Source organism: Kribbella sp. NPDC049227 (assembly GCF_043197265.1).
Lineage (GTDB): Bacteria > Actinomycetota > Actinomycetes > Propionibacteriales > Kribbellaceae > Kribbella.
In genome coordinates, this window is the sequence record NZ_JBICST010000007.1 from 705960 (window position 1) to 730066 (window position 24107).

Here is a 24107-nt window from a genome sequence, read left to right on the forward strand (position 1 = left end):
CAACCTCTTATCGTTCGTATTGCCGTGGTGCCACTGTGGTGCGAAACGATGTCAATCGGTGGTGATCCGCGAGGCGTGGTGCAAGCCGACTGCAAGCAAAAGCGCTGACAGGGGCCACAAGCGGCGGTGTCATTCCTTCTCGTAATGAGAGGCTCGTCGGCTCGACTCCATGTGATCGACTCCCGAGCTTGGCGAGTTGAGCTCTCACGGGATCTACGGCGCAGCGGATGCGCATGCACCAAAGGACGCCTCCGGCGGGGCCTCAGGACTCCGGGACGACGGTCCGGATCGGCCAGCCATCTTGAGAAGGCGATGGGCCTACGTTGTGAGCGAATGCTGCGCTCGCCCAGCTGCGCGATTTGGTCAGCTCTTGTCGGCGTAGAGGTCGGCCGCCGTCTGGACCCCGGCGACGTACGCTTGCCACTTGTCCGAGTCACCGAAGTCGCCGTAGTCGGAGCCTGCTCGCCCGTCGACCAACTCCCGGACGACATCGATGTGTCCGCCATGGCGACATTCCTCACCGAGCACGACCACGATCATGTCTCCGAGAGTTGTCGACCTGTGGCCTCGTCCCACTGGGGCACCTCGCCGGGTGAGTCCAATCGAGCATCTGGACGGTCTGATCGGCCTGCCCACACGCTTCGTGGTACCAGGCCAGAATCGACTCGCTCGACTCCGTGGACCGTATCCACATGTCGCCGTTGTGCCAGAGCTCTTCGTCCCAGTCATCCGGCACTGGCCGTGGCGGAAGCGGGCGGCCCATCGGATCCGCCGACGGTCTTGACAGCCACGACGCAAGACTCGTTCCTTCGCTCGAGGCGTCTGTCGGAGGGAACTGTCAGTGCCAGCGGGGGAGCGGCACATTGTCAGGTCACGGGAGGGCGGCCCACCAGCAAGCGTCGCGGGTGATGTTGAACTCTTGGCTGATCTTGCCCCTGGCAAAGAGCTGCGCACGGACGGACTGCCAAGTGTCGTGCTTGAAAGCTCGTCGGCGTAGCTTGGAGGTACCGAGGAATTCCTGCGCGCCGACTCCGCTCGGCGTCGCCCCGGCGAACCATTGAAGCCGGCTGCGACTGCGCTGGAGACAGGCCAACCAGGATGACTGCAACTCACGATCCTTCGATCCCCGAGGGCGTCTCCAATCCGCCACCGGACACGGACGTTCTGACCGGGCCGCAGGGGCCAGGGCGCTCGCGCGTTGGCGGAGTCGTGGCCGGATCGCTGGCCGCGGGCTTTGCTGCGGCGATGGGCCTCGCGTTCCTGCCGGTGGGCACGGTGGATGTGGACTTCGCCACCGCCATGGTGCTGATCGGCTTTGCCTTCGGGTGGGCGCTCCTGGCAGTTCTGTCTACGCGGTTCACCGACCAACCACAACGCTGGGCCGTGGTGCCGGCGGTCTTCATGGCGCTGTCCGGTGCGCTGGTGCTGGTGGCCCCGGACGCCGTGGTGGATGTGCTGGGGTGGGTCTGGCCGCCGGCTCTGTTGGTCTTGGTGGTCTGGGTCTGGACCCGTGCCCGGCGCGATCTGCGCAGCCGGACCAGGGCGTGGCTGCTGAACCCGGTGCTGATCATCCTGGTGATCCTCGCCCTCGGCGGAGGGTACGAGACGATCCGCCAATCGACCGGACCCGCGGTCGCCATGCGCGGCGAGCTCGTCGACGTCGGACCGTACCGGCTCCATCTGGAGTGCACTGGCTCTGGCGATCCGACCGTGATCCTTGAGCCCGGCGGCGGTGGTTCCGCCGCGTCGATGGGGTTGATCGCACCCGCTGTGGCGCGCGACAGCAGAGTGTGCGTGTACGACCGGGCGGGGCGTGGCTGGAGTGATCCTGCTGCGAGTCCGCCCGATGGTGCGCAGATCGCGACCGATCTCCACAATCTGCTGGATCGCGCACACGTTCCGGGTCCGTATGTGATGGCCGGGCATTCCTTTGGCGGCTTGTACGTGAGGACGTACGCCGCGAAGTACCCCGAGGAAGTCGCCGGCCTGATCCTGGTCGATTCCACGGGCGCCAAGGGCACCCCCGTGTCGCCCCAGAAGGCGAGTTCTTACAGCGTCTTGAAGCACCTGTCCTCGCTGGTCGCAACCACCTCTCGGCTGGGGGTCGGGCACGTTATCGCCGGCACCGGATTCTCGGAACTACCGCCCATGTACCGCGATGATGCGCGGACGACTGCCGCCACCGGGAAGGAGATGAGCGGCTTCCTCGACGAGTTCGGCGTCGCGAACCGGTCCGAAGCCGAGGCCGGGGAACTGCGCAGCTTCGATGCGAAGCCACTGATCGTCCTGACCGCCGAACTCGAGAACGCCGAGGGATGGATGGAGGCTCAGGACGAAACGGTCAAGCTGTCGGCCAACAGCCTTCATCGTGTCGAGTCGGGGGCAACCCACGCGTCCTTCGTGGAAAACCCAGATCACGCCGCCGCGGTCACCAAGGCAATCCACGACGTGGTCGTATCCGTTCAGAGCGGGGAACCCCTCAAGGGTCCCTGATGCATTCGCCGTCCGCAGATGCGAAAGGCTGGGCCGAACGGATGATGCCGTAGACATCGGCGCCGACCGTGAGTGCGACTGGTATCTGCGGCACGCGTGATGCCGAATGAGCTCAGAGAGGTCTGTCAGCTCGGGTCCTGAGCCTGCGGATTAAAAGGCCGCGCGATCCGTCACCAACCATCCCCGACAGTTTCCACGGATCGCGCGAACCGGACGGACCGGCTGAGTCGAGCCCGGCCGCTGGCCGGCCCTGATGCGGTTCACCTCGTGAAGCCCGAGCCGCACAGTTCGTCGACCCCGCAGGCTTCACCTGGGAGTAGCTCCACCCAGCTGATCCGCCCTGCTGCCACAAGCTGCAAAAAGGTTCTTGGGCAGGGGGTTGCCGGGGAAGAATCGTCCTGACGATGTGCTGGACGACTCGAAGGAGCAGGACTCGATGCGTAAGTCTCTCGCCGCTGGTACCGGATTGCTCGCGATCCTCACGACTGTCGCCGGGACCGCCTCGGCGGCCCAGGCGGCTTCGACGGCCTACCCGACCGCGCCGTACGAGGCACCGTACGGCGCCACCTACACCAAGGGGACCATCACGTTCTACAACCGTGCGGCGATGGTGGACGGCGTACAGCGGGCGTTGGACACGAGCGGCTGCCGCCAGACGATCGCCAAGAGCTATAGCGGTTCGACGCTGCTGGACACCACCTACAGCCAAGTGACCTGCTACAGCAAGGTTGAGGAGGTCCACCTGTATGTGAATGCCGACGTGGTAGGCGGCGCCACCTCTGTGCGGGTCAGCCTGAACAACGTCGCCTCGGACGGCACCGTGACCGAGCTGGCCTGGGACTCGGTCCCCCGGCCCTGATCCGGGCGAACCTGTTGGAGCGGTTCGTCGTCGACGAGCAGCACGCCGACGAGCTGCGGGGACTGGCCTGATGGCGCCGCCGGTCGACGAGCTGGAGATCTACGCGGTGTCCAAGGCGGTGAACTCGGTCCGCAGCAACGGCCCGGAGCTGCTGGAGCCGCTCGCGCTGAGTTGATCGCCGTCGTACCGGTTCGACGTCGGTACTCCGGACCGGTACGACGAACCAGGCGTCGAGCACGGCGTCGTGAACTGGCTCGAGTGCCAGGTCCGTTCAGTCGAGCGATGCGTCACGACGTTCTGTGGTAGGTGCTGGAACGATCGCGCACGGTTGATCCGATGGCACGATTGGGCTGATCGTGCGGCGCCATCCGTCATGAGTTGGGTCGGCTGACGAGTCCTGTCTCGTAGGCGTAGATGACGGCTTGCACTCGGTCGCGCAGGCCGAGCTTCATCAACACGCGTCCGACGTGTGTCTTGACCGTTGTCTCCGAGACGTAGAGCTGGGTCGCGATCTCGGAGTTCGTCAGTCCGCGCGCCAGGAGTCGCAGCGTTTCATGCTCACGTGCGGTCAGTGCGTCGAGCCGAGTGCGGGCCGCAGGGTCAACCGATCTCGGTGTCGTGAGGAATGACTCGATGAGGCGGCGGGTCACGGACGGTGCGAGCAACGATTCTCCCGAGTGCACAGCGCGTATGCCCGCGACCAGCAGTTCGGGCTGCACGTCCTTGAGCAGGAACCCACTCGCTCCGGCCTGAAGGGCCTCGAACACGTATTGGTCCATGTCGAACGTGGTCAGCATGACGACCCGGGCGTGGGCGGCTCGGTCGGCCCGCAGCCGGCGCGTGGCCTCGATGCCGTCCATGCCGGGCATCCGTACGTCCATCAGGACGATGTCGGGCCGCAGCTGCGCGGTCAGTTCCAGCGCCTGAGCGCCGTTCGCGGCCTCGCCTGCAACGGTAATGTCCGCCTCGATCTCGAGGATCATTCTGAAGCCGGCACGCACGAGGGCTTGGTCGTCGACGATGAGTACGCCGATGGGGTTGGCTGCGTTGGATCCTGCTGCGGAAGGCGCTGGCCGGCTCATGTCGGCTCCAATGGCAACGAAGCCATCAGCTCGAAGCCGCCCTCCGGCCGCGGCCGTGCGACGAGTGAGCCGCCATAGACCGCGACCCGCTCGCGCATACCGAGTAGGCCGTTACTGGGCTTGATCAGCTGGGCATGACCTGGCCTTGGTGTCTGGCCGTCGTCCCGAACGGCCAGCTGGAGCCGGTCGGGTCCGTAGTTGATCGCTACCTCCGCCTGCTGTGGGCTGTGTGCATGGCGGAACGTGTTGGTGAGGCCCTCCTGGACGAGCCGGTACGCCGTGAGGTCCAGACCCGGTGAGAGGCTGCGGGCCGTCCCGGTCACCGTGAGCTCCACCGGTAGACCGGCGGCTCGGAATTCCCCGACCAGCCGGTCGAGGTGGTCAAGTCCGGGTGGTGGCTCGCGCTCCTCGGCTGCCGAGGCGTCGCCCTCCTGACGTAGTACACCCACCATCCGTCGCATCTCCACAAGTGCTTCCCGCCCAACCGACTCAACTGTTTCGAGCGCCTCGCGCTCGGCCGCTTGCTGGTCGGTGAGCCGGCGGCGCACGGCCGAGGCCTGAACGGTCATGACGGTGACGCTGTGGCCGATGACATCGTGCAGTTCGCGCGCGATCCGGTTGCGCTCCTCGACCACGGCCCGGGACGTGTACTGCTCGCGAGTCACCCGCCGCTGCTCGCGGTAGAGCACGGTCGTCCGCACCAGCGCCCCGACCAGCCAGCCGATGACCCACGGCGCGAGCCAGATGATGGCGTCGAGGCGGTCGGCAAGGCCCTGGTTCATAGGGTCGAAGCCCGCCCAGCCCGCCCAGAGGACGACGCCCAGCGCGAGTCCGAGCGCCGCCCGCGCCGGCTCGACGTATCGCCCGACACTGTAGATCGCGACTAGCGGGGCGAGCGCGACACCGTAACCCTCGGGCGAGCCATACACGGCGAACTCCACGACGTACACCGCCACCACTGCCACGAGCACGGCAAGCGGGCGCACCCGGCGACCCACCAGAAGAAGCGCCGTCACTGCATACAGGAGGGACTGGGCCCACAGCGGCCCCTGCCGGTGCGTGGCCCCGATGCCCCACCAGGCCTCAAGCTGCCCGAGCAGGCAGACCACCATCGCCACAGCGATGTCGAAGGCCCAGTTTCGGCGGCTCACGACTGCGACGGTACGCCTCGAGCCGTCGCGTTACGTCCTACCTGCGGAGGACTCGAAGATCCTGCTCTGGTCCACCGCGAGTCCTGCAGAGGCACGACGACTGCGAGCGGTCCTGGTCCGTACGTTCGCAAGCGAGGCCGGGCGAACCGGCCAACAGAGGGAGGACGAACATGCACCACACAGCAATCAACATCACTCCGACCATGGCGCGCCGGATCAGCCTCGCCGCCTGGACGATGGCCGCCTTCGGCACAGTCGCCGGTGAGCTGCACGCGCTGGCCCGTATCAACAGCCACCCCAATGACCTTACGTATCCACTCACCCGTGCCTGGGCCATGCCCGCGATGGACGCACTACGGCCGCTGCTCGACTGGTCAGACCCGTACTTCGTCTACTGGACGTACGGCAAGATCTGGCTGCCGATCTGCCTCGCCTTCGCCGCCGCGGCCTACCTGGTCTACCGACGCCGCCAGCCAAAGGGCGCCGAGAAGTGGACCTGGCGGGTCCAACTCGCGGCCTACGCGATCCTGACGCTTTCGGTCGCCGGCGACTACTACACGCCGTGGACAGAGCGGTTCTTCGCGGCCGGACTGGTCGCCCTGGCACTCATCGGGCTCGGCGGCGCCGGACTGGGAATCATGCTGGTGCGCAACGGATTCCGGCCGCGTACGACGGCCTGGCTGCTGATCCTGTTCCTTCCATTCTTCTTCGTGATCACCGATGTGACGTCAATGGGCAACGCGCTCCTGCCGCTCATGTGGGGCTGGGCGCTGGCCGCCCACCACGTCGTCGGTGACGAGGAGCGTGAACCGCATCCGATGTCCGCCCCGACGACAATGCCCACGCCCGGGTGAAGCGACGCCCGGAAGCCCTGTGGTTACCACCCGACGTCATCATCGGACCCGCACCGCGGAACGTTGGGGCGCGCTACGCCAGCCAGGCGAGGAGGAGGCACCAGCCGCACCTTCCCGGCTGTGAGGTGTCCGTCGACATCTACACCGGCTCGGGCGTCACTGTGTACGAAAAAGCACGTTGCAGATCCTGACAAAATGGAGGTGGCCGGAGCGCGTCAGGTGCGCCCTGGTCACCTCTTCAAGTCGAATGCTGCCGCAGTACCACTCGGTGTCGCTTCCGTGGTGCTGTTCGCGGTGCAAAGTGGCGTCAATCCATGCGGGATATATGGCCGTGGTGCGAACAGCGCGAGGGCAAAGTTGCTGGTGTAGGCCATCTGAGGCGTTGCCATACCTCGTCGTAAAGGTGTTCACGTTCGGCCAGGCCGAGGTTTGGACCACCTGCGGCGGAGGTGCGGCCAGCCTGGTCGGTCCCGACATGATCGCCGTCGACCCAGACACCCAGGGACAGGGAAGGGTACGGCTCTAGGTGGATGCCTGACCGGTGCGCGTGGTGGAGTCGGTGACTTGAGACTCAGGCTGTGTGAAGGCCGAATTCGTTACTGTTTGGGTCGGCCATTTCGACGCGGTCAGCCCGGTCGGCAAGACGGGTCGCACCGAGTGAGACCAGTCGTTCCGCCTCGCTGGTGGGGTCCGCGGTGACCAGGTCGAAGCGCTGCCGGTTCCTTGCGTTCTTGGGCTGGATCGGCGGTCCGCTCCATGAGTCCCATGAGATCTTGGTGCCGCCGAGCGGCGACTGGACCGCGGTCTGCTCGTTCTTGTCCAACACCAGCGGCCAGCCCAGCGCATTGCGCCAGAACAGGCCGACGTCTCGTGTTCCGTCACAGGTGACCTCGCCGAGGTAGCCGGTGCCGGCCAGATAATTGTTGCCCGGCTCAATCACACACAGCTCGTTGCCGCCAGGGTCGGCCAGTACGACGAAGTTGGCGTCGGGTCCTTGGCCCACGTCAAGGTGGCGGCCGCCCAGGCGCAGCGCAGTCTCGACGGTTCGCTGCTGGTGTTCGAGGCTGGTGCTGGTCAGGTGCAGGTGCAGCTGTCGCGGGCCAACCTGCAAGGTGTCGGAGGTGACGAAGCGGAGCCCGACCTGCGTCTTGTCACCTGGTACCAACGCGCCGCCAGGCTCCGTGAGGACCTCTCGGTCGAGCAGCCCGGCCCAGAAGGCCGCCACCGCGGTCGCGTCGGCCACGTCGAAGACCACTGCTTCCAGTCGTAGAGCCACCTCTGCACCCTAGGACGGGCTCGGGGCCCTGGCGACTGGGTATCACCGCGTAGCGGCGGCCCAAGCGGCCGGCGCACGGTCGTGGAGCAGCCGCGAGCGGACCCGGGCTGACGCGATGAGGTTTGCAACCGACCTCGCAGCTCGGGAGCTCCACGGCGTTCGCTCGGCGGGGAAATGGCATGCGCTGGGGCGTGGAAGGGTGCCAGGATGCCGGCATGGTTGCGCGCGCGTTTGAGGTTCGGGTGCAGCCGGAGCCGGAACGGTTCCGGCCTGTTGTCGGTGGAGCTCCTCGATGTCAGGTTGGGGCCTGGCTCCGCACCGCTCGGCGGGACCAGCCATCCGAGCAGTTCATCGGCCCTTCGAGCCGATGAGCCAGGGCACCCATCCCGACGAGCTGCCGACCGAGGTCCTGGCCGCCGTGGCCGGCGTGGTCGGGGCAGAGGTCACTCTTCTCAGTCGCCTGCCCGGAGGCTTCGATGTGGGTGCCATGCGCGTGCAATTGGCCGGAAGGGCAAACGCAGTACTCAAAGCGTGGCCCCGGGCACGGCCTGATCAGCTGGACGAGTCGTTGCGAGCCCAGAGAATCGTCGAGCGCATGCGTGGGCGCGGCTATCCCACCCCGGCCTGGCTCGGAGTGGGGGCCACAGCCACTCATGTATGGCACCTGATCGACTTCGTTGACGCGGCTCCCGCGCCAGAGCTGACCCCCTGCCTCGTTGAGCAGCTGGTGGAGATCAACGGACTCCAGGCCGGCCAAGCCTCCGAGCCCTACGACCACTGGTCGTACGCCTGGCGGCTCGCCACCGGTCAGGAGTTCGGTCAAGACTTGGCTCCGAGTTTGTCGAGGGCTGTCGCCGGGCTTTCGGGGTATTCCTCCGTGGTGTCGGCCGTGGTCGAGCGCCTGCGGCAAATGTGTGCCGACGTCCCACCACCGCGAGCGGCACCTGACATGGTTCATGCCGATTTCAAGCCCGACAATGTCCTGGTCCGTGACGGAGCGGTCGTGGCGGTCGTGGATATCGGGAACGCGGGTAGCGGCACGCGGGCGACTGATCTCACCACCCTCCAGTGGCACACCTTCCAGGATCCGCGGCTGGACGGTGTCCGGAGGCGGCTGAGGACGAGAATCCTCGACCTGGTCGGCTGGGAGGGAGCGGCAGTCCTCGCCGCGACACAGATCCTTACGCAGCTCGAGTGGCCCATCCGTCACGGGCGCCACGATGTCGTTCCAGGGGTGGTCAAGCGCGGCCATCGCGCCCTTGACGAGCTGAGCGCGCTCCGCTAACCGGCGCCGGTGGAGATGGTGTGCGAAAGGGGGACCTCCGACTTGCGATCGGCCGGCGTCGTCCTGGACGGCGAGCTGGTCATCCTCGGCGCTGATGGCCGCCTGAGCTTCGACGCGCTCCAGCCGCGCCAGGTGACCAGTCCGGCGAAGGCGTCCGCCATGGCCGCCAGGTTCCGGCCGCGTACGCGGCGTTCGATCTGCTGGCGACCGGGGGAGTGGATCTGTGCGCCCAGCGCTGGACCGTCCGCAGGCAGCGCTTCGAGCAACTCGCACGGTCCTGGATCCCCGTGGCTGCAACTGACCCCGTCACCGATGACAGCGACGATGCCCGCGAATGGTTCGAGGTCCTGCCGGCCGCGATGGGCGTGGAGGGACTGGTAGTTAAGGCGCCGCCACCCGCTACACCCCGGCCGCCGGGATGCCTGGATGAAGGTCAATTCTGTTGGGGTGAAGGCCGCTCGGTCGTTGACCGGAGCATCGGCTGCCGAGGTCAGGCGCCGATTCGAGGTGTCGCGGCGGGGCGCGACATGTGTCGTGCACGAGCAGGGATTGTCTGGATCGGTGGGCCTTGAACTCGCGCGGACGGAGGAGAGTTGCGGGAAGCACGCGCGGCGGGCCGGGTCGCGGTAGCGAGCCGTAGTGGGATTAGCAGCGCTGCTGCGGTCTGCCGCGATGGCGCCTCAGTCGGTGCGGTCGGGACCGGTCGCGGTGGCGGTCGCGACCAGGATCATCTGGTTGTCGGTCGTGGACGCCGTCGGGCTCCATCCGCGGGAGCGCAGGTCGGACTCGAGCTCGTCGACGCCCCAGTACCGCTTCAGGACCGTGAATTGGCGGCCGTCGGCCAGCTGGCGCTGCTCCGGGCGCCCGCTGGACGGCGGGGGCGAGGGCCATGCCGCCTGATCATGTGCTGGGACTCCACCGGCAGCGCTGTCGATGACGAAGACTCGGCCGCCGGGTTTGAGCGCAGACCGGACCCCGGACCAGAACCCTGCGAGTCGATCGTCGGGGACGTGCGAAAGCCAGTAGGTGAACATCACCACGTCGTACGCCGCTGCCGGGGGTTGCCAGTCGAAGAGATCGGCCACTATGTATTCGATGTTGAGTGGTGCCCCGGTGAGTCGTTCGCGGTTGTACTCGATGACCTCCGGTGACGCGTCGACGGCGGTGACATGTTGGGCGTGTCCGACCAGGTGCCGGGTCCATAGCCCGGTGCCGCAGGCCAGCTCGAGCACCCGTCCTGTCGGAGCGAAATCCCGCAATGCTGTCTCCGCCTGGGCGACGTCGTGGAACCACTGCCGCTCCAGCTCGGGTGGCAACGCATACCGCCCTCGACGGACCCACCACTCGTCGTACTCTCCGGCGCGCGCCCGGTAGTACTCGATCTGCTCGGCGATGGCCTCGTCCACCCACGCCACGATAGAGCCCAAGTCATGCCGCAGCGACGTCGAACGCCGTCCCAGTTCTGTGAGGCTCCGCCGCGCCCGCGGGCTAGCTGCTCTGCGTGGTCGGCTTGCTCGATGAGCTCGGCGGACAGTGCACGAGCAACCCCGAGCGGAAGCCAGAGCAACACGGTTTCCTCCGCCGCGTCCGGGTGCGACTGCCCTCGATCTCGACGGCTGGCAGCGGCGCGGCGGGACGCCGAGTCCACCACGGCGGACACCGGCGTACACGTCGAACCTGGTCACGGGCAGGTCGGGCAAGCGTTGGATTTGCCATGCTTGGGATCAGCCTCCCGTTCTCCTGACGCCTGGCAGCAGGCCGGATGCCTCGATGTCTGGAAGTTCGACACCACCGAGCGCGGTGGACGGTCTCGGTGCTGCTGGCCTGAGCTCCTGGGACCTGGGACGGCCGGCTGCGCGCGCCACTAGTCGCCCTTGCCGTCCTGTGCCACGTCGGAAGCGTGGCACGACTTGCGGCAGGGCCACCCGTCCCGCAGTCGTTTGCGCACACATACGTTCCCTTAAGCGAAGATCCTGAGATCAGGGTGCGACCTGGGCGTCTGCGTCGTGCACGGTGTTCGCGACGCAGACCCCTCAGGGCCACTTAGTTGCAGCTTGCGCCGGCTTCCCGAACCGGGCATGCAGTTCGACCACCACGTTGTCGGGGTCGTGCGAGTCGAGCTGGGGTTGGCGGTGAACGCCATAAGACTCGGGAGCGGGCCGGTATACCCAAGAATCCTGCTGCTTCAGTGAAGGTCCGACTGGACCTCGGTCAGTCGATGCCTTCGACGATGCGGAAGTCGCGCTCGACGCCGTCGGACAGGGCGACCAGCGCTTCCTCGTACGCCGCACTCTCGCGCGCTGCGACGGCCTGCTCGAAGCTGTCGAACTCGACCAGGACGGTGCGTTCGGCGATCCCGGCGTCGTGGGCGACGACCCGACCGCCACGGATGAGGGTCCGCCCGCCAAAGGCCTGGACGGCCGCACGGGCCAGGTCGTTGTAAGCAGCCAGCTTCTCAGGGTCTGAAATGGTGCGGTAGGAGCTGACCCAGTAGCCCTTGGGCATGGAACCTCCAGTGTTGGGATGAGTGCATCTGACTTACGGGTTGGTTTCGGACGAGCGTCGGCGGGCGAGAGCGAGGCTTGTCAGCGTCGTGATCGCCATGGCGCCGATGCCGACCAGCGCCGCGGTGGTGTAGGCGCTCCCAAAGCGCTTCGGAAATCGAATCGATGGGAACACGATAGTGTGTCGGATATCGAAGCGGCAAGAGGGGACGGTACGACGGATGGCGGCACCCAGGCCCGGGCGGGCGGTCCGAGGGTCGAGTACCGGCCGGCCGCTGATGGCTGCCCTCGACCTGTTCGGCCGTAGGTGGAACCTGCGGATCGTCTGGGAACTGCAGGACGGGCCGGTCGGGTTCCGTGCGTTGCAGGAGCGCTGCGACAACATGTCCTCCAGCGTGCTGCGGCAACGGCTGACCGAGCTGCTCGACGCCGCCCTCGTCGAGCAGCATCCGGATACCACCTACGCCCTCACCGAGCTGGGCCACGGCGCCCGCCGCGCGCTGCGCCCGCTCGCCCGGTGGTCCGCAGAGTGGGCCGCGATCCTCTCCGCCGCCGATTCCGAAGACACCCCCTAGCGCTTCTGATATCGAAGCGCTTGCGTCATTCGGAGAGTGACCTACCAACAGCGATAAACCGGCGGGTCTCAATCTCACGCTCAACGAACCCGCGATCAGGCCGATGCTTGTCGCGTCGTGGACCTGAAGGGCCCTAGTACTCCAATTGCAGCAAGAATGCACAGAGGTCTCGCAGGTCGAACGCATACGACCACACAGTTTTGCGGCGACCGGTCCACCGCACTCAGATGCGCCAGGAACCATCAACCGGACCGACAACGGCGTACTGCTCGTCCAGCACCGTCCACGAGACCTCGCCGTCAGGCGAATCCACACGTTGGACCACCAAGCCGACAGGCGTCTCCGAGGCGTCGACAACACCCCAGATAACGGCCCACGGTCACCGCGCCTACACATTGCGGATCCTTCGTGGGCTATATGGAAGACATCGTTTACGAAGGCTTAAGGGAACATAGGTTCGATTAATGTCATGATGGGGTCATGGTTGGACGCTTCAATTGTGCGACCGGGCGACGGGGACGACGGTGGCTGGATGGTGTGGGACAACGCGATGCACGGGCACCGCGGCACGTGCTCGACCGAGATCGAGCCGACCGCACTGGCCGGGGATCTGGAGTTGCAGTACGCCGTTCACGGCCCGCGGGACCAGGCCAGTGTCCGGCGGGTCGACCCGCCGATGCCGGTCGACGGCCGGCTGCAGCGTGTGGGCGAGCTGGGTGACAAGGCGCCCACGGCGTCCCTCCGGGATCTTTGACCCTTGACCCGCACCGCACCGAACCTGACGTCGGCAGCCATCGTGGCGATGCAGGAGGACTGCCCGCGTGCATGACACGTAACTGTCACTCTGCGGCTGGCGGTCGCGATGCTCTTCTCTCGTCCGAGACCCGCTGCCAAGACTGCTCTTGATCCGGGTCCAACGGCAACACAGGAACGTCGCTGAGGTAGCGATGTGCGAGCTCGACCAGTTGGGCGGGCGCGATATCGGGAAGGGCACGGAATTCTGACCTGCCCATGTCCAGCGCGTACGCACATGCTGGACGATCCCCCAAGACAGAGAACACGACACACCGGTAGCCGTGGCCTTGCGGTCCAAACACGACAACGTAATGGTGGCCGAGGTCGCTGCGATGTGCCTCCAGCCACTCCGGACGACCGGTAGCGTTCGCGCCCGGCGTGCGCACAGCCTTCTCCATGAGTCCCTCGAGGATCTCGGTCGATATGACCTTGATCTCGGGGATATCTGCTCCGCCCCAAGGCAATCGACCAGCATCGAGTTTCGGCCATCGACGAACCCGTCCGCGCCAGCCAAACAGCAGGTCCATAACAAGACCTTACAGGCCGACCAGAGTGAGATGGATGCTGATTGGCCCCACACATTTCGCGTCAATGAAATGGCACGAAGTGACATCAGCGGACTGGGTCGCGGGGAGCAGGGCTTGCCACCAGGGGGTGGCTAGCCATCGGTCGCCGCGGGCCGAGTGCTCGTCGACGGTGGCGGTCTTGGCGGGTGGGGCGCGCCCACCCAGCCGGCATATTCCCGCGGGAACGCGTGAACGCCCGGAGTGGCGATGACAAGAATTTATTGCGTGCTGTCGATTCTCGAGGTGCCCGCTCGACGTACCAATAGAGAGTCGAGCTAGCGGCGTCATCGTCACGAGCTACCAGCGGACCGGAACCCCGAGTTGCGGCTCCTTCTGATGACAATCCGGGCGGAGAGAGCCGCACGGAAAGAGAGGGAAGAGGAAGACCGTGTCGGAAACCGCCAGTCCTGACTTTCTCGCGTTACAGGTGCGCGACCTCGAGCGCTCGGCCGACTTCTATGAGGGGTACCTCGGGCTCGAACGCGAGCCCGCTGCGCCGCCTGGCGTGATCGTGTTCAGGTCGGCCACGATCCCGTTCGCGATCCGGGAACCGTTGCCCGGCACCGACCTCGACGCGGGGCCGGTCGGGGTTGGCATCGCGGTGTCGCTGCGGGTCAGCGACGCGCAACTGCTGCACGACAACCTCAAACGGGCCGGGGTAACGATTCTGATGGACCCGTTCGACACTCCGTTCGGCCGCACGTTCATGTTCCAGGACCCCGACGGGTACGCGCTGGCGATCCATGGTGCGCTGCCATCCTGAGGGCGGGCCAGGGTTGGCCAGGCGCAGGCAACACGGGGGGCAGCCGTGAGGCTCCGTTGGATCAGGCCGACCCTCGTTGGCACACCCGAGCGGCGCGAAGAACGTAATGCTCGGTGGCGGCAATGGGGGACACATGGGTCACCGGGCGATACGCGTTCGTCGCTTCGCAAGTAGTAATCGTCTCGCTTACACCTGACGCCGCGGGTTATCGGACTGCAAGTCCGTACTCCGAGATGTCGAGGCGCCTCGGCCGGCCGGTCTCGTTCGCGGTGCGGGTCGTGGTGCGAATTCGTGTCGACTCATGCGGAACATGTGGCCGTGGTGCGACGAGAAGGGTGGCAAAGTTGCTGGTGGGGGCCAGATGAGGTGCCGTCGTTCCTCGTAATGAGAAGGTCGTCGGTTCGATTCCGACAGGCGGCTCCACCAGAACCCCCAGGTCAGAGGCCAGTTCCTCGCCCGGGGGTTTCGTCGTTCCGGCCTCAGGTTCCCTTCGTGCCCCGTGGTGCCCCCATCTTCCGGGCGGCATCAGAGAGGTCTGGTCGATCAGGTGCCGTACACGTCCACCGTCCTGGCCGCCGAGGCGTGCCCCAGGATCCGCTGTTCGACCTTGGGATCAGCGCCAGATCCGAGCCAGACCGACGCGGCTGTGTGGCGCAGGTCGTGAACCCGCAGAGTCGGAACGCCGATGGATTTGATCGCAGCCGCCCATCAGCGCATCGAGCCCGGTCCCCCCTCCCGGGTGAGGCCAGAGCAGCGACGGATCCGAGCCGCCTGTGGGAGAATCCGCCATGGTGGCCGACGGGTGGGTTACAGAGTACGTGCGCGTCGATGGGAAGTCTGTCCACCTGAAGCGCAGCTTGGGTGGCAGCGGTGTGCCTCTCGTTCACATTCATGGATTCGGCATCTCTGGCGCCTACCTGATGCCCACGGCAAGAGTCCTGGCCGGCCGATGGCTGAACGTCGTCCCGGACCTGCCGGGCTACGGCCGCAGCGAACGGCGCGACCATGTCCTGGACATTCGCGCTCTGGCTGGCGCCCTGCTGGCGATCCTGGATGCCCTGAGCATCGACCAGGCTGTGCTGATCGGGAACTCGATGGGTTGTCCGATCGGCCTTGAGGTGGCGCATGAGGCACCCGAGCGGGTCGATCGCCTTGTCCTGGTGTCTCCTGCCGGAGGCTTGCAGAACCAGCCGCTGCCTCGCGGGCTCGGTCAGTTGGCTCTGGACGTGATGCGAGAGAGCCCGACGATGGTCCCGGTCGCGCTGCCGGACTACCTGAGGTTCGGGCCGATCAACGGCCTGCGCTTGTTCCACCAGCTGACGCTCTTCCCGTCCCTGGAGCGATTGCTTCACACCCCCGTTCCGACGTTGGCCGTCCTCGGTGGCCGTGACCCGCTGATGCCGTCTCCGTCCCGTGTGGGCGAGGTGGTTCGGCTGGCTTCCGGGCATCTGGCGGTCGCACTCGTCGAACGGGCGGCGCACGCTGTGAACTTCAGTCACCCGGAGGAGCTGGCGAAGCTGATCGAGGCCTGGCTGGACGGTGAGCTGCTCGCTGGAGGCGCTCAACTCCCTGCCGGGGTTCGCGTGATCCACTCCTGAGACTTGCTCGAGCACGAGCCGGCGTGGATGCGGACTAGCCGTGGAGTTCGACTCATGGAGACTCGCGCTCGCTGCGGGCGACCGTGTTACCAGATTCGCTGGCAGAGAGCAGATGCGACACCGACGTTCTTCCCGTAATGAGAAGGTCCTCAGTTCGACTCCGGGTGCCAGCTCCACTCCGAGATGCTGCGTGTGCCTCACGCCAGGCTTCGACCTTGGTCAGCGGCTTGGCAGTGCCGCGGTCGAGCTGGCCGGCGACAGCCAGAGTGATGATCGCGCCCCAGCCGATGACGTTGAACGCGTCGACCAGCTGCTCGAGCAAGCCGACACCGCCCGCGACAGCCTGGTCGTCGACGCAGTTTCCGGCGATGCCGCAGTGGCCGTCGATGCTGCTGCGAAGTCGCCGACGGCATCGCAGACCCGTCAGCGCCACCGAAGACACTTCGCGGTGTGAAGGGCCCTCGATCGCCTCCTGACTTGATCAATCAAGTGGACGAGGCGAGCCTCCGAGCACGACGGTTCTGATCGGGCGTGAAACCGTTTTGAAAGCGTCGGATGTCACGATGACCCGGTGAGTGTCGTCCAGTCGCCGCAGAGGAGATTCAAGTAATGCGGAAATGGTTCATTGGCTTTGTTGTGTCACTGATGGTTGGAGTAGGGCTACTGGCGGGTCCCGGACTTGGGTCCGCGCAAGCCGGCGGGACGTACGCAGGCTGTCCTTACGGCGCCGTCTGCGTATACCCTGATGCCTCGTTCAACCACAATCCGTCGCTGGTGTTCTGGTCCTACGGGGCACACAACCTCTCCAATCAGATTGGTATGCACCGAGTTTTCAACAATCAATATGGAGGCGCACACGCTTGGCTTTGTAGAAACTACAACGGGGTTAACTGCACGCCTTTCCCAAACGGCTATCCGATCGAGCAGTACAGCTATGTCGACTACGACCTGACACCCATCAACTCGATCCTCCTGACCAGAAACTAGTCGTGCGCCGCGACGTTCGTCGTCCGCGTCGATCTGGCCCGGCCGTACCTCGAGTACACGAGGTTCATGCGGTGCCTTGTTGACCGAAGCGCTCGGCGAACGTCGTGGTCAGGGCGTCGAGGGCCGAGGTGTCGGCGTGGTCCGAGGGACGGCCGTAGCCGATCATGACGCCCTGGCGGGTAGGGGACAGTTGCGTGCGCTCCGACAGGCAGCCGAGGGCGACGCAGTGAGCCTGCGCAACGGCTTCGATGTCGGTCTCGGTGGCCGTCCGCGGGAGGATTGCCAGGGCGTGCAACCCGGCGGCGATGCCGGTCAGCGTGATCCGCAAGCCTGCGAGGTGGTGGCGGAGTTGTCGCGTCGGCGGCGGTACCGCTGACGCGACCTGCGGATGTGGCGATCGGAGTGGGGTTGAGGTTCGGGTTGCGGGGGTGGGTACCGGGCTGTAGGCAACCACCTTCGATGAAGGCAGCACAGCCCTGTCGGAGACGCCATCGGGCCGCGACAGGACTGGACTGACGACCAGGTGCAGCAGTTGCGCGGGCTGGCCCGGGGCAACACACCCGTCGGGGTGATGAGTGTCAAGCTCGGGCGGTCCGAGGACTCGATCCGGTCCAAGGCGCAGTCGGAGGGGGTCAGCCTGTCGCCGCCGAACCGGTCGCCGTACGGCGACGTGAGCTGAGGTCTGGGCGCATTCTGGTTGCGTGGCCAGGGTCTGGCGGTGCGGGAGATGCGATGGGGCGAACGTTCGGGAGCATCACCGGTTCTGCCCGCACCGCGACTCCCGGCTCAAGGTTCGACAGGTGAAGATCATCGTGTGACCGCCATTCCGCCGATCACGGAACAGGAGCGGTGATGACTAGGGGCAGGCGACGCACTGAACCCACCGAGGTACGCATCCCGGCCGACCTGGCCGGCCCGATCGAATTGGCGCTCGCCAAGTCGGTCGACCTGATCCCCGCCCGCACGCTCTGTCCGGCGGCTGCCGCTACGAGGTGAAGTGGGACAGCTACCTTCACTGAACAAAGGCAACCGATGGCCTGAGGGTGCCTGAGGTAAGGGAATGCGGTCCGGGACTGACCAGTCCGTCGGCCCCGAGTCGACGCAGTACGTCGGTGAGCTGGTTCGGTGACACCCGCTCCGGGCGGCGAGTTCGTCAACAGCGCCTCGTGGCCCGCCGAAACAGGGCCAGACCACTTCAGGTTGACGCAGGCGCTTCAGGACCCGGCGGTGCGGAACTGGGCGGCGAGGACCTCGATGCGGGCGGCGTCATGCCCAGGGCGTAGCCGATCGTTGCGGCTGAGCATGATCAATCCGTGCAGTGCTGCCCAAAGGACCTCGGTGAGAGTGTCGACGTCGCGCGCAGCAGCAATGGGGGCGACTGCCTCGCGAAGTTCACTGAATGCTTCGACCAGCGGTGTCGGGGTGTCCTCTGCACCGAAGGGCAGTCGCGTGGACCGGGTGAACATCGCGTCGTAAAGCGCGGGGTTCTTCGCGGCGAAGTCGTTGAAAGCAGCGGTAACCCGGCCGAGCTCGTCGGTGGGTGTGGCGCTGTTGCGACGGGCCGCGCGCAGCGTCTCGCCGAGTTCGCCGAAGCCCTCCAGTGCGACGGCTTCGACGATGTCCGCCATCGATCCGAAGTGCTTGTAGAGCACCGGCTGGCTGTACTCGATCTCGGTGGACAACCTGCGCGTGGTGACCGCATCCCAGCCTTCCCTCTCGGCCAAGGAGCGCGCTGTCGCCGTGATGAGCCGGCGCCGGGCTGTGCGCTCGCGCTGCCGGCGTTCCTCGGTAGCCATACCTGACTGTAGCATCGCTAACTATTCTAGCGTCGCTATTGACGGGATCACAGCTAAAGGCTAGCGTTGCTAACTCTAGCAGCGCTAACCCTTATGAGGAGATCGACATGACCACGCCCGAACACCAGCTCGTCGACCTCTACGTCGAGATGCTCAACACCCACAACCCGGATCTGGTGGACCGATTCGTCGCCGAGGAGTACGGCAACCACAACGACTTCGTCGCCGACGGACGTGAGGCCAACCGGCAGTTCTGGACCGCCTTCTTCACCGGCCTGCCCGATGTGGGCGTCACGATGGAGGACCTGATCATCTCCGGTGACCGAGTCGTGGGCCGCTTCATCTACCGCGGCATCCACACCGGGGACTTGCTGGGCATCCCCGCCAGCGGCAACCCCGTCGAGATGCGCAGCATCGACATCTGGCGCGTCCAGAACGGCATGTTCGTCGAGCACTGGGACGAGCTGAACCTGATGCAGATGTTCCAGCAGATCGGCGCGCTGCCGCCGCTCGGCGGCCCCGAGACCCAGGCATGACACTGCTCTCGCAACTCGCCGTGCTCTTGGCGATCGTCAGCACCGGGATTGTCTACGGCGCCGATGCCTTCTGCGCGCTCGTCCAGCGATCCGCACTCGCGCGGGTCGATGACAGCACTCTCACCGCGATGATGGGCAACGTGCACCGGTTCGCCGACCGGCGAATGCCCGTTCCCGGAATCCTCGGCATCGTCGCCGCCGCGGCCGCATCCGTGCTCGCCGCAGTGGCCGGCCACCCGGCCGGATCAGCGGTCGCGGGTGCAGCATTTGTACTGCTGGTGGTCTGGGTGTTGCTCTACCTGCGCAGCAGCGCACCCATCAACCGCAGACTCACCGCGGCCGCCGAAGCCGGCGAAACTCCCGCCAACGCCCGCACCCTGCAACAGGACTGGGACCGCATCATCGTCCCCAGAGCCGTCCTGCAGGGCCTGGCCGTCCTCGCCCTGGGTGTAAGCCTCTTCATCTGACCCGGCACTCCGTCCCATGCTGCACTCCACGCAGGCCATATCGAGAGGATTCTGACGATCGTGTACCGGCTCAGGATTTACGCACTGCGCACGGCCGAAGCGCTCCGGGACTACGCAAGCGTGCACTGGCCGCGGCACATTCCGAGCCTGCGCGCTTTCGGCGTTACCACGCACGGATCTGGACCGACCACGACGCCGGCGCACACCGCCTGGTCGCCCCGATCGCATACCCCGACGACGCCGAGCCCGGCGAGGTCACCGCCGCGTACATGGCCAGCCCTGAGTTCGCTTGTGCCGCAGCGGTCGACGGCGCCTAGCACAGCAGGCCAGGCATGCCGCGTCCAACTAGGCCCGGCCACCGAACTGGTCGGAGGCGGCTCACGAGTTGGAATAAGGCTGGTTCCGATAACGCCTACTCCCAGCGATCCGGCCCGATCTACGCCCGGAGGATCTTCCAACACTTGGCCGTACCGATATTCGTACCTGACGCGACTGGCGGCTAGGCCGTCGGCGATTACTCGAACTGGTGTTCTAGTCTGAGGGGGTGGGGACGAATCGCCGTTACCCGCGGGAGCCGCCCCCGGATGGCCAGCGGCGGCATTGCTGGGTGATGCGGACGGCTCGCGAGCGGGGTCCGTGGCCTGGGTTGATCCTGGAGTGGCGTCGTACCTCGTCGGGGGAGTGGCAGGCGCGGGTCGTGTACGTGCCGGACCTGCGCCGGCCGGAGTCGGTCGAGGGGTGGTTCGCCGCCGCCAACCTGCGGCCGCTAGACCCTGGGGCCTAGCCGTGTAGGCCACCCGACGCGCGTTGCCGACGACGGCGTGATCGACGCATGGTGGGGAAACGAGGATGTGATCAGCATAAGGCCGCACTGGACAAGTTTGTTGGGGGTCACGGTGCTCATGCTGGTGGCGGTGTTCCTCATCGGGCTCGGCGTGAGAGGCATCGTGACGACCCAGCGGTTCCTGGCCAGCACCTCTGCCGCCGATGGAGTCGTCGTCAAAGTCGACCAAGTCACCAGCCACGAGGGCGACGGAACCACCAAGTATCACCCAGTCGTGCGGTTCGTCGCCGCCAGTGGGCAGGTCGTGCAGTACAGGGATCACGTGGGCGAGAACTCGCAGGCATACACGGTTGGCGACTCGGTCCGGGTTCTCTACGACCCGGCGAACCCGCAGAGGGCTCGGCTGGATACTTGGGCAAGCCTCTGGCTCGAGGCTGTGATAATGCTCGTCTTCGGCGTGCCGCTGCTATTCGTCAGCGCTGTGATCTTGCTGTTCGCTCGTGTGTCCCCTCCCGAGGGAACAGGCCAGAAAGGCAAAGCATCGGTTCGCCGACGTCGCCGCCCGCCGCGCCCGATCTCACCCCGATCCGGTGAGGAGTCGAACCAGCCTCCATGCCGAGGTTCAGCCGAGGACCGGCCCCAGGACTCGCAGGTTCAGGACGAGTAGGCCCCAGCCAGAGCGTCGACAACACTCCAGATAACGACGCACAGTAACTGCAGAACGCACGACGTGGCCGGCCGGTCTCGCTGTTCATCTACTGCCCGTCGCTTCCGGCCCGGTTTGATGGCAAGGCAATCCGGGCGAGCTGGAAACTCCTCGACCGAGCTGGCCCGGCAGATGCCGGCACTGGTCAGCCCACGGCTCGCCTGGACGGTGCCGCCCGCCGGACGTATCGCGAGGGTTGGGCTCCCCGGCAGACGCTCTATCGGATCGGGGATCTCGTGGCGATGTTCGCGGAGTTGGTCGATGCAAGCGGGATCGGCGATGACGCCTTGACGCAAGCGCGGTTCATTCGCCCGCGGTGTCCTCGGCCTCCCAGTGGAGCAGATCGCCGGGCTGGCACTTGAGCACCTCGCAGAGCGCGGCGAGCGTCGCAAAGCGCGCGGCCTTGGCGCGGCCGTTCTTGAGTACCGCCAGGTTGGCGGGCGTGATCCCTACACGGTCTGCGAGTTCGCCCACGGACATCTTCCGCCTTGCCAGCATGACGTCGATGTCGACGGCGATCGGCATCAGATCACCTCGTCCAACTCGGCCCGCATCTGCGCCGCTTCGACGTCGCGGGCGACGGCCTGAGTCAGCAGCATCCGCAGCACGAGCACGATCAGCGCGACTCCCAGGATGGCCACGCCAATCCCGCCCATGATGAGGGTGACGCCCGGGTCGTCTCGCTGGCCCGGTGCATTCACGGCCGTGACCGCGAACCACACGAGAGCAGCCGCGACGATCGCGCCGATGATGACGTCCACGTACCGGAAGGCGGCGTGGGAGAACACGGTTCCGCGTCGCACCATTGTCACCAGTCGCCATACACAGATCAGGGCGACCTGGGCGGTCCCCAGGCCCAGGATCGTGATCACGCGCAGCGGGGTCAGCGGGAGTGACCCGTCCTCGGGGTCACTCCCGCTGACCAATGCCCACGCCATCGACGCCTGTCCGAGCACGGTACCGGTGAGCACCACCGCGAGCACGGTGCGGAGTGCGCGCACGGTTAGCTTCCCCATGGTCCATTCCTTCCATCGAGCTACGATGGGAGGCTATCGAATGTCGATAGATCGAAACAAGAGCTGTCGGAGCGGCGGACCGAGGTTCCGCACCATTGCTTGACCCGCGGGACCGGACGACGCGCCCGCTGCCGGCGTCATGGTGCAGTTCCTTGAATACCTCGGCGAAGCACAGGATCAGTCCCCGCGCGCGCGAGCTTCGGCCGGCTAGCTCGGAGGTGGAAGACGCGGGGTGTGAGTCATGTGCAGGGCAGCGCTAGGTGTGCGTTCGTGTTGGTCTGGGCTTGCAGCGATTAGGGGGATGGTGCGGGTGTGGTGTCGAGAGCCCAGAGCGCGCGGTAGTACGCGGTTCGGATCGGATCGGGCTCCACGCCGTACGCTGAAAGCAAGGTCTCCTCCCAGCCCGGTCCGTAGTTCCACTCTGTACTCCAAGTCGCGACAGCGAGGTCGGCCCATCGGTCAGCCGTACCGAGGTGAGCCATGTCGACCTGGCCTGAGTACTGGCCGTCCTCAGTGATGAGAGTGTTTGGCACACAGGCGTCACCGTGGCACACCACCAGTTTGTCTATCGGGGGTGCGGCTGGGAGACCGCTCGTCGAGTCTTTGCCCGCAACAGCGGCTTGCTTAATCCTGTCTTCCACCGACCAGGTGAATGGACACCTGTCAACTGGCAGCTCGTCATGAAACGCTCGCAGTCCTACACCAGCTGCCCGGACGGCCGTCTCGGGATTTGCTTTCCAATGATCGCTGATAGCGCTGTCCCCGGGCAGCGCGGCCGTAAGCATCCAGGCTCCGTCAGCGTCAGTCCCATGGTCGAGCACGACTGGTACCGATGCGAACTCGCACGCCCATTGGAGCCGCTCGACTTCTGCGGGCAGATCGACGCCAGATCGGGCCGGTGCCCATTTTGCGAACCTGCGCGAGGGTCCTGCACCCACCTGAAAGGTCAAGCCGCCAAGGCCGTTGCGCCAGACCGGGATGACTGACTGGTCGCCGCCGAGTCGACGAATCTGCACAGGCACGACTACATCGTCGGGCGGGCGACCACTGACCAGCACGAAACCGAGCCTCCCGCGACAGGTTCTGAAAAACTGCTAACGGATTTGCTAACACGCCGGGTGGACTGATGGCGACGGGTGTAGACGGTTCCGAGAATATCGGGGCATGCGCACGCCCCCAGCGCGATGGTATGGACTCGATCAGACGACTAGCAATTCTCGCGGACGGCAGCCCCCAGAGGCCCCCGGTCGACCCTGATCAATCGTCAACGGCCCTCGACCACTGGGCACAAGTAGTGCTCAGGATCGGGGTCGTCTGCGTACGGACGCTCATGGAAGCTGACTCGTCATGAGAAGGTCGCCAGATCCAAACTCGCGAGGGCTCGTGGCAGGCGCTCGCACTCCACAGACATCCCGCGCAGATCTTGACCTAGGCTCCCGCCCCAGCCGGCGCAGTGCGGTTGCATTGTGCGCCGGTGAGTTCTCCGTCCTTCGCAGCGGTGCTGTCGGCGATGCTGGCGTCATGACCACGGAGCCGCGGCCAATCGATTTCATTGCTAGCGGTCGGGTCCCGCGGTCAAAGGCTATGACTGGGTGGATCGCACGAGCTCGATCACGGAGGCAGCAGGCGGTGCCTCGCCGGCGAGCGGCACGGTCGCGCGGCGGCCGCGCGAGGCAGTGACCAATCCTGCTGCGACGAGCAGCGCCACAGCAGGTCTCTGCCGGCGTACACCTTTACCCGGATGGAGCCGGATGGAGTGTCTCCAGTTCGCCGCGCTGCCTACTGACCGGCTTGTTCCCCCATGGCCCCACGGTAGCGATTTTGGGCCCGGGCACTACGAGTTGGCCCCACGCCCATCATTCGGGTCTTGGACCGATGGCGCCGAATCCGGCGCTGACCTGAGTGTTCTTCTCGTAGGGCTGAGCACCTTCGGTTGATGGGTGACGGATCTGCTTCGGTAGATCGTTGACACTCAGGTTTGTAGTTTATGGCGACGTTGGCCGCCGGGGACGGA

Annotated in this window: 30 protein-coding genes and 1 tRNA gene; 16 read left to right on the plus strand and 15 right to left on the minus strand. The window is 66.0% G+C overall.

The features are described 5' to 3' along the window. Nucleotides 1–363: 363 nt before the first annotated feature. The gene (locus ACGFH6_RS32930; protein WP_393391667.1) at nucleotides 364–540 is read right to left on the minus strand and encodes a hypothetical protein; all 177 of its coding nucleotides are present in this window, start codon (nucleotides 538–540) and stop codon (nucleotides 364–366) included. Between the two features lie 669 nt (nucleotides 541–1209). Here ACGFH6_RS32930 and ACGFH6_RS32935 point away from each other — a divergent pair. Beyond that, nucleotides 1210–2493 (plus strand): alpha/beta hydrolase, encoded by a 1284-nt coding sequence (locus ACGFH6_RS32935; protein WP_393391669.1) that lies wholly within the window; start codon nucleotides 1210–1212, stop codon nucleotides 2491–2493. Between the two features lie 436 nt (nucleotides 2494–2929). Then, entirely contained in the window at nucleotides 2930–3352 is a 423-nt protein-coding gene (locus ACGFH6_RS32940; RefSeq protein WP_393391670.1) for a hypothetical protein, read from the plus strand. A gap of 371 nt (nucleotides 3353–3723) precedes the next feature. Here the strand turns inward: ACGFH6_RS32940 and ACGFH6_RS32945 are convergent, their stop codons facing one another. Beyond that, entirely contained in the window at nucleotides 3724–4434 is a 711-nt protein-coding gene (locus ACGFH6_RS32945; protein WP_393391671.1) for a response regulator, read from the minus strand. Continuing rightward, nucleotides 4431–5546, minus strand: coding sequence for a sensor histidine kinase (locus ACGFH6_RS32950; RefSeq protein WP_393391744.1), 1116 nt, complete (start codon nucleotides 5544–5546; stop codon nucleotides 4431–4433). Before ACGFH6_RS32950 ends, ACGFH6_RS32945 begins: the two co-directional genes overlap by 4 nt. A gap of 209 nt (nucleotides 5547–5755) precedes the next feature. Between ACGFH6_RS32950 and ACGFH6_RS32955 the strand changes: the two genes are divergently transcribed. Then, nucleotides 5756–6439, plus strand: a complete 684-nt coding sequence (locus ACGFH6_RS32955; RefSeq protein ID WP_393391672.1) for a hypothetical protein — start codon at nucleotides 5756–5758, stop codon at nucleotides 6437–6439. A 571-nt stretch (nucleotides 6440–7010) separates the two neighbouring features. Here ACGFH6_RS32955 and ACGFH6_RS32960 read toward each other — a convergent pair. Next, nucleotides 7011–7715 (minus strand): VOC family protein, encoded by a 705-nt coding sequence (locus tag ACGFH6_RS32960; RefSeq protein ID WP_393391674.1) that lies wholly within the window; start codon nucleotides 7713–7715, stop codon nucleotides 7011–7013. Between the two features lie 367 nt (nucleotides 7716–8082). On the opposite strand from ACGFH6_RS32960, the gene ACGFH6_RS32965 reads away from it, so the two are divergent. Continuing rightward, a complete protein-coding gene (locus tag ACGFH6_RS32965; RefSeq protein ID WP_393391675.1) occupies nucleotides 8083–9000 on the plus strand; it encodes a phosphotransferase family protein in 918 nt (305 codons plus the stop codon). Here ACGFH6_RS32965 and ACGFH6_RS32970 read toward each other — a convergent pair. Further along, nucleotides 8997–9266: a hypothetical protein gene (locus ACGFH6_RS32970; RefSeq protein ID WP_393391751.1), complete on the minus strand. Its 270-nt coding sequence runs from the start codon at nucleotides 9264–9266 to the stop codon at nucleotides 8997–8999. The two genes, ACGFH6_RS32965 and ACGFH6_RS32970, sit on opposite strands and share 4 nt — an antisense overlap. Between ACGFH6_RS32970 and ACGFH6_RS32975 the strand changes: the two genes are divergently transcribed. Then, nucleotides 9216–9572 (plus strand): hypothetical protein, encoded by a 357-nt coding sequence (locus ACGFH6_RS32975; protein ID WP_393391677.1) that lies wholly within the window; start codon nucleotides 9216–9218, stop codon nucleotides 9570–9572. The genes ACGFH6_RS32970 and ACGFH6_RS32975 overlap by 51 nt on opposite strands. A gap of 108 nt (nucleotides 9573–9680) precedes the next feature. Here the strand turns inward: ACGFH6_RS32975 and ACGFH6_RS32980 are convergent, their stop codons facing one another. Continuing rightward, nucleotides 9681–10406 carry a class I SAM-dependent methyltransferase gene (locus ACGFH6_RS32980; RefSeq protein ID WP_393391678.1) on the minus strand — a complete coding sequence of 242 codons (726 nt, stop codon included), beginning with the start codon at nucleotides 10404–10406 and terminating at the stop codon, nucleotides 9681–9683. Nucleotides 10407–11211: 805 nt separating this feature from the next. After that, nucleotides 11212–11505 carry a DUF1330 domain-containing protein gene (locus ACGFH6_RS32985; protein WP_393391680.1) on the minus strand — a complete coding sequence of 98 codons (294 nt, stop codon included), beginning with the start codon at nucleotides 11503–11505 and terminating at the stop codon, nucleotides 11212–11214. A gap of 220 nt (nucleotides 11506–11725) precedes the next feature. On the opposite strand from ACGFH6_RS32985, the gene ACGFH6_RS32990 reads away from it, so the two are divergent. After that, nucleotides 11726–12079 carry a winged helix-turn-helix transcriptional regulator gene (locus ACGFH6_RS32990; protein WP_393391682.1) on the plus strand — a complete coding sequence of 118 codons (354 nt, stop codon included), beginning with the start codon at nucleotides 11726–11728 and terminating at the stop codon, nucleotides 12077–12079. A 499-nt stretch (nucleotides 12080–12578) separates the two neighbouring features. Further along, nucleotides 12579–12833, plus strand: a complete 255-nt coding sequence (locus ACGFH6_RS32995; protein ID WP_393391684.1) for a hypothetical protein — start codon at nucleotides 12579–12581, stop codon at nucleotides 12831–12833. An 85-nt stretch (nucleotides 12834–12918) separates the two neighbouring features. Here ACGFH6_RS32995 and ACGFH6_RS33000 read toward each other — a convergent pair whose 3' ends face one another. Continuing rightward, entirely contained in the window at nucleotides 12919–13401 is a 483-nt protein-coding gene (locus ACGFH6_RS33000) for a hypothetical protein (RefSeq protein ID WP_393391686.1), read from the minus strand. 427 nt (nucleotides 13402–13828) lie between these two features. Here ACGFH6_RS33000 and ACGFH6_RS33005 point away from each other — a divergent pair, with 427 nt between their 5' ends. Together ACGFH6_RS33005 and ACGFH6_RS33010 are read left to right on the plus strand one after the other, a co-directional pair. Then, nucleotides 13829–14203, plus strand: a complete 375-nt coding sequence (locus ACGFH6_RS33005) for a VOC family protein (RefSeq protein ID WP_393391688.1) — start codon at nucleotides 13829–13831, stop codon at nucleotides 14201–14203. Nucleotides 14204–14559: 356 nt separating this feature from the next. Continuing rightward, nucleotides 14560–14626 (plus strand) — tRNA-Tyr (locus ACGFH6_RS33010). Nucleotides 14627–14746: 120 nt separating this feature from the next. Here the strand turns inward: ACGFH6_RS33010 and ACGFH6_RS33015 are convergent. Next, nucleotides 14747–14899 (minus strand): tyrosine-type recombinase/integrase, encoded by a 153-nt coding sequence (locus ACGFH6_RS33015; RefSeq protein WP_393391746.1) that lies wholly within the window; start codon nucleotides 14897–14899, stop codon nucleotides 14747–14749. A 176-nt stretch (nucleotides 14900–15075) separates the two neighbouring features. Here ACGFH6_RS33015 and ACGFH6_RS33020 point away from each other — a divergent pair, with 176 nt between their 5' ends. After that, nucleotides 15076–15801: an alpha/beta fold hydrolase gene (locus tag ACGFH6_RS33020; protein WP_393391690.1), complete on the plus strand. Its 726-nt coding sequence runs from the start codon at nucleotides 15076–15078 to the stop codon at nucleotides 15799–15801. Between the two features lie 52 nt (nucleotides 15802–15853). On the opposite strand, the gene ACGFH6_RS33025 is transcribed toward ACGFH6_RS33020, so the two are convergent. Together ACGFH6_RS33025 and ACGFH6_RS33030 are read right to left on the minus strand one after the other, a co-directional pair. Then, nucleotides 15854–16234 carry a hypothetical protein gene (locus ACGFH6_RS33025; protein WP_393391692.1) on the minus strand — a complete coding sequence of 127 codons (381 nt, stop codon included), beginning with the start codon at nucleotides 16232–16234 and terminating at the stop codon, nucleotides 15854–15856. Between the two features lie 618 nt (nucleotides 16235–16852). After that, nucleotides 16853–17116, minus strand: coding sequence for a hypothetical protein (locus ACGFH6_RS33030; RefSeq protein ID WP_393391694.1), 264 nt, complete (start codon nucleotides 17114–17116; stop codon nucleotides 16853–16855). A gap of 195 nt (nucleotides 17117–17311) precedes the next feature. Between ACGFH6_RS33030 and ACGFH6_RS33035 the strand changes: the two genes are divergently transcribed. Next, the gene (locus ACGFH6_RS33035; protein ID WP_393391696.1) at nucleotides 17312–17467 is read left to right on the plus strand and encodes a hypothetical protein; all 156 of its coding nucleotides are present in this window, start codon (nucleotides 17312–17314) and stop codon (nucleotides 17465–17467) included. Between the two features lie 173 nt (nucleotides 17468–17640). Then, on the plus strand, nucleotides 17641–17784 hold the full coding sequence (locus tag ACGFH6_RS33040; protein ID WP_393391697.1) for a hypothetical protein: 144 nt from the start codon (nucleotides 17641–17643) through the stop codon (nucleotides 17782–17784). Nucleotides 17785–18002: 218 nt separating this feature from the next. Here the strand turns inward: ACGFH6_RS33040 and ACGFH6_RS33045 are convergent, their stop codons facing one another. Then, nucleotides 18003–18584, minus strand: a complete 582-nt coding sequence (locus tag ACGFH6_RS33045) for a TetR/AcrR family transcriptional regulator (protein WP_393391698.1) — start codon at nucleotides 18582–18584, stop codon at nucleotides 18003–18005. Between the two features lie 107 nt (nucleotides 18585–18691). Here ACGFH6_RS33045 and ACGFH6_RS33050 point away from each other — a divergent pair, with 107 nt between their 5' ends. From ACGFH6_RS33050 to ACGFH6_RS33065, 4 genes are all read left to right on the plus strand, one after another. Continuing rightward, nucleotides 18692–19120 (plus strand): ester cyclase, encoded by a 429-nt coding sequence (locus ACGFH6_RS33050; RefSeq protein ID WP_393391701.1) that lies wholly within the window; start codon nucleotides 18692–18694, stop codon nucleotides 19118–19120. Beyond that, nucleotides 19117–19587 carry a hypothetical protein gene (locus ACGFH6_RS33055; protein ID WP_393391704.1) on the plus strand — a complete coding sequence of 157 codons (471 nt, stop codon included), beginning with the start codon at nucleotides 19117–19119 and terminating at the stop codon, nucleotides 19585–19587. Before ACGFH6_RS33050 ends, ACGFH6_RS33055 begins: the two co-directional genes overlap by 4 nt. A gap of 544 nt (nucleotides 19588–20131) precedes the next feature. Continuing rightward, nucleotides 20132–20371, plus strand: a complete 240-nt coding sequence (locus ACGFH6_RS33060; RefSeq protein WP_393391707.1) for a hypothetical protein — start codon at nucleotides 20132–20134, stop codon at nucleotides 20369–20371. A gap of 37 nt (nucleotides 20372–20408) precedes the next feature. Beyond that, entirely contained in the window at nucleotides 20409–21038 is a 630-nt protein-coding gene (locus ACGFH6_RS33065; protein WP_393391709.1) for a DUF3592 domain-containing protein, read from the plus strand. Nucleotides 21039–21380: 342 nt separating this feature from the next. Here ACGFH6_RS33065 and ACGFH6_RS33070 read toward each other — a convergent pair whose 3' ends face one another. The 3 genes from ACGFH6_RS33070 to ACGFH6_RS33080 all read right to left on the minus strand — a co-directional run bounded on the left by ACGFH6_RS33070 (nucleotide 21381) and on the right by ACGFH6_RS33080 (nucleotide 23151). Then, nucleotides 21381–21602, minus strand: a complete 222-nt coding sequence (locus tag ACGFH6_RS33070; protein ID WP_393391712.1) for a helix-turn-helix domain-containing protein — start codon at nucleotides 21600–21602, stop codon at nucleotides 21381–21383. Continuing rightward, on the minus strand, nucleotides 21602–22093 hold the full coding sequence (locus ACGFH6_RS33075; protein WP_393391715.1) for a DUF2975 domain-containing protein: 492 nt from the start codon (nucleotides 22091–22093) through the stop codon (nucleotides 21602–21604). Before ACGFH6_RS33075 ends, ACGFH6_RS33070 begins: the two co-directional genes overlap by 1 nt. Nucleotides 22094–22386: 293 nt before the next feature. Beyond that, the gene (locus tag ACGFH6_RS33080) at nucleotides 22387–23151 is read right to left on the minus strand and encodes a phosphotransferase (RefSeq protein ID WP_393391718.1); all 765 of its coding nucleotides are present in this window, start codon (nucleotides 23149–23151) and stop codon (nucleotides 22387–22389) included. Between the last annotated feature and the right edge of the window lie 956 nt (nucleotides 23152–24107).

What these genes read in the sequence shown, in the direction of transcription:
- ACGFH6_RS32930 (WP_393391667.1), bottom strand. Translation starts at nt 540, where the DNA reads ATGATCGTGGTCGTGCTCGGTGAGGAATGTCGCCATGGCGGACACATC.
- ACGFH6_RS32940 (WP_393391670.1), top strand. Translation starts at nt 2,930, where the DNA reads ATGCGTAAGTCTCTCGCCGCTGGTACCGGATTGCTCGCGATCCTCACG.
- ACGFH6_RS32945 (WP_393391671.1), bottom strand. Translation starts at nt 4,434, where the DNA reads ATGAGCCGGCCAGCGCCTTCCGCAGCAGGATCCAACGCAGCCAACCCC.
- ACGFH6_RS32950 (WP_393391744.1), bottom strand. Translation starts at nt 5,546, where the DNA reads ATGGTGGTCTGCCTGCTCGGGCAGCTTGAGGCCTGGTGGGGCATCGGG.
- ACGFH6_RS32955 (WP_393391672.1), top strand. Translation starts at nt 5,756, where the DNA reads ATGCACCACACAGCAATCAACATCACTCCGACCATGGCGCGCCGGATC.
- ACGFH6_RS32965 (WP_393391675.1), top strand. Translation starts at nt 8,083, where the DNA reads ATGAGCCAGGGCACCCATCCCGACGAGCTGCCGACCGAGGTCCTGGCC.
- ACGFH6_RS32985 (WP_393391680.1), bottom strand. Translation starts at nt 11,505, where the DNA reads ATGCCCAAGGGCTACTGGGTCAGCTCCTACCGCACCATTTCAGACCCT.
- ACGFH6_RS32990 (WP_393391682.1), top strand. Translation starts at nt 11,726, where the DNA reads ATGGCGGCACCCAGGCCCGGGCGGGCGGTCCGAGGGTCGAGTACCGGC.
- ACGFH6_RS33000 (WP_393391686.1), bottom strand. Translation starts at nt 13,401, where the DNA reads ATGGACCTGCTGTTTGGCTGGCGCGGACGGGTTCGTCGATGGCCGAAA.
- ACGFH6_RS33040 (WP_393391697.1), top strand. Translation starts at nt 17,641, where the DNA reads ATGACTAGGGGCAGGCGACGCACTGAACCCACCGAGGTACGCATCCCG.
- ACGFH6_RS33045 (WP_393391698.1), bottom strand. Translation starts at nt 18,584, where the DNA reads ATGGCTACCGAGGAACGCCGGCAGCGCGAGCGCACAGCCCGGCGCCGG.
- ACGFH6_RS33050 (WP_393391701.1), top strand. Translation starts at nt 18,692, where the DNA reads ATGACCACGCCCGAACACCAGCTCGTCGACCTCTACGTCGAGATGCTC.
- ACGFH6_RS33055 (WP_393391704.1), top strand. Translation starts at nt 19,117, where the DNA reads ATGACACTGCTCTCGCAACTCGCCGTGCTCTTGGCGATCGTCAGCACC.
- ACGFH6_RS33070 (WP_393391712.1), bottom strand. Translation starts at nt 21,602, where the DNA reads ATGCCGATCGCCGTCGACATCGACGTCATGCTGGCAAGGCGGAAGATG.
- ACGFH6_RS33075 (WP_393391715.1), bottom strand. Translation starts at nt 22,093, where the DNA reads ATGGGGAAGCTAACCGTGCGCGCACTCCGCACCGTGCTCGCGGTGGTG.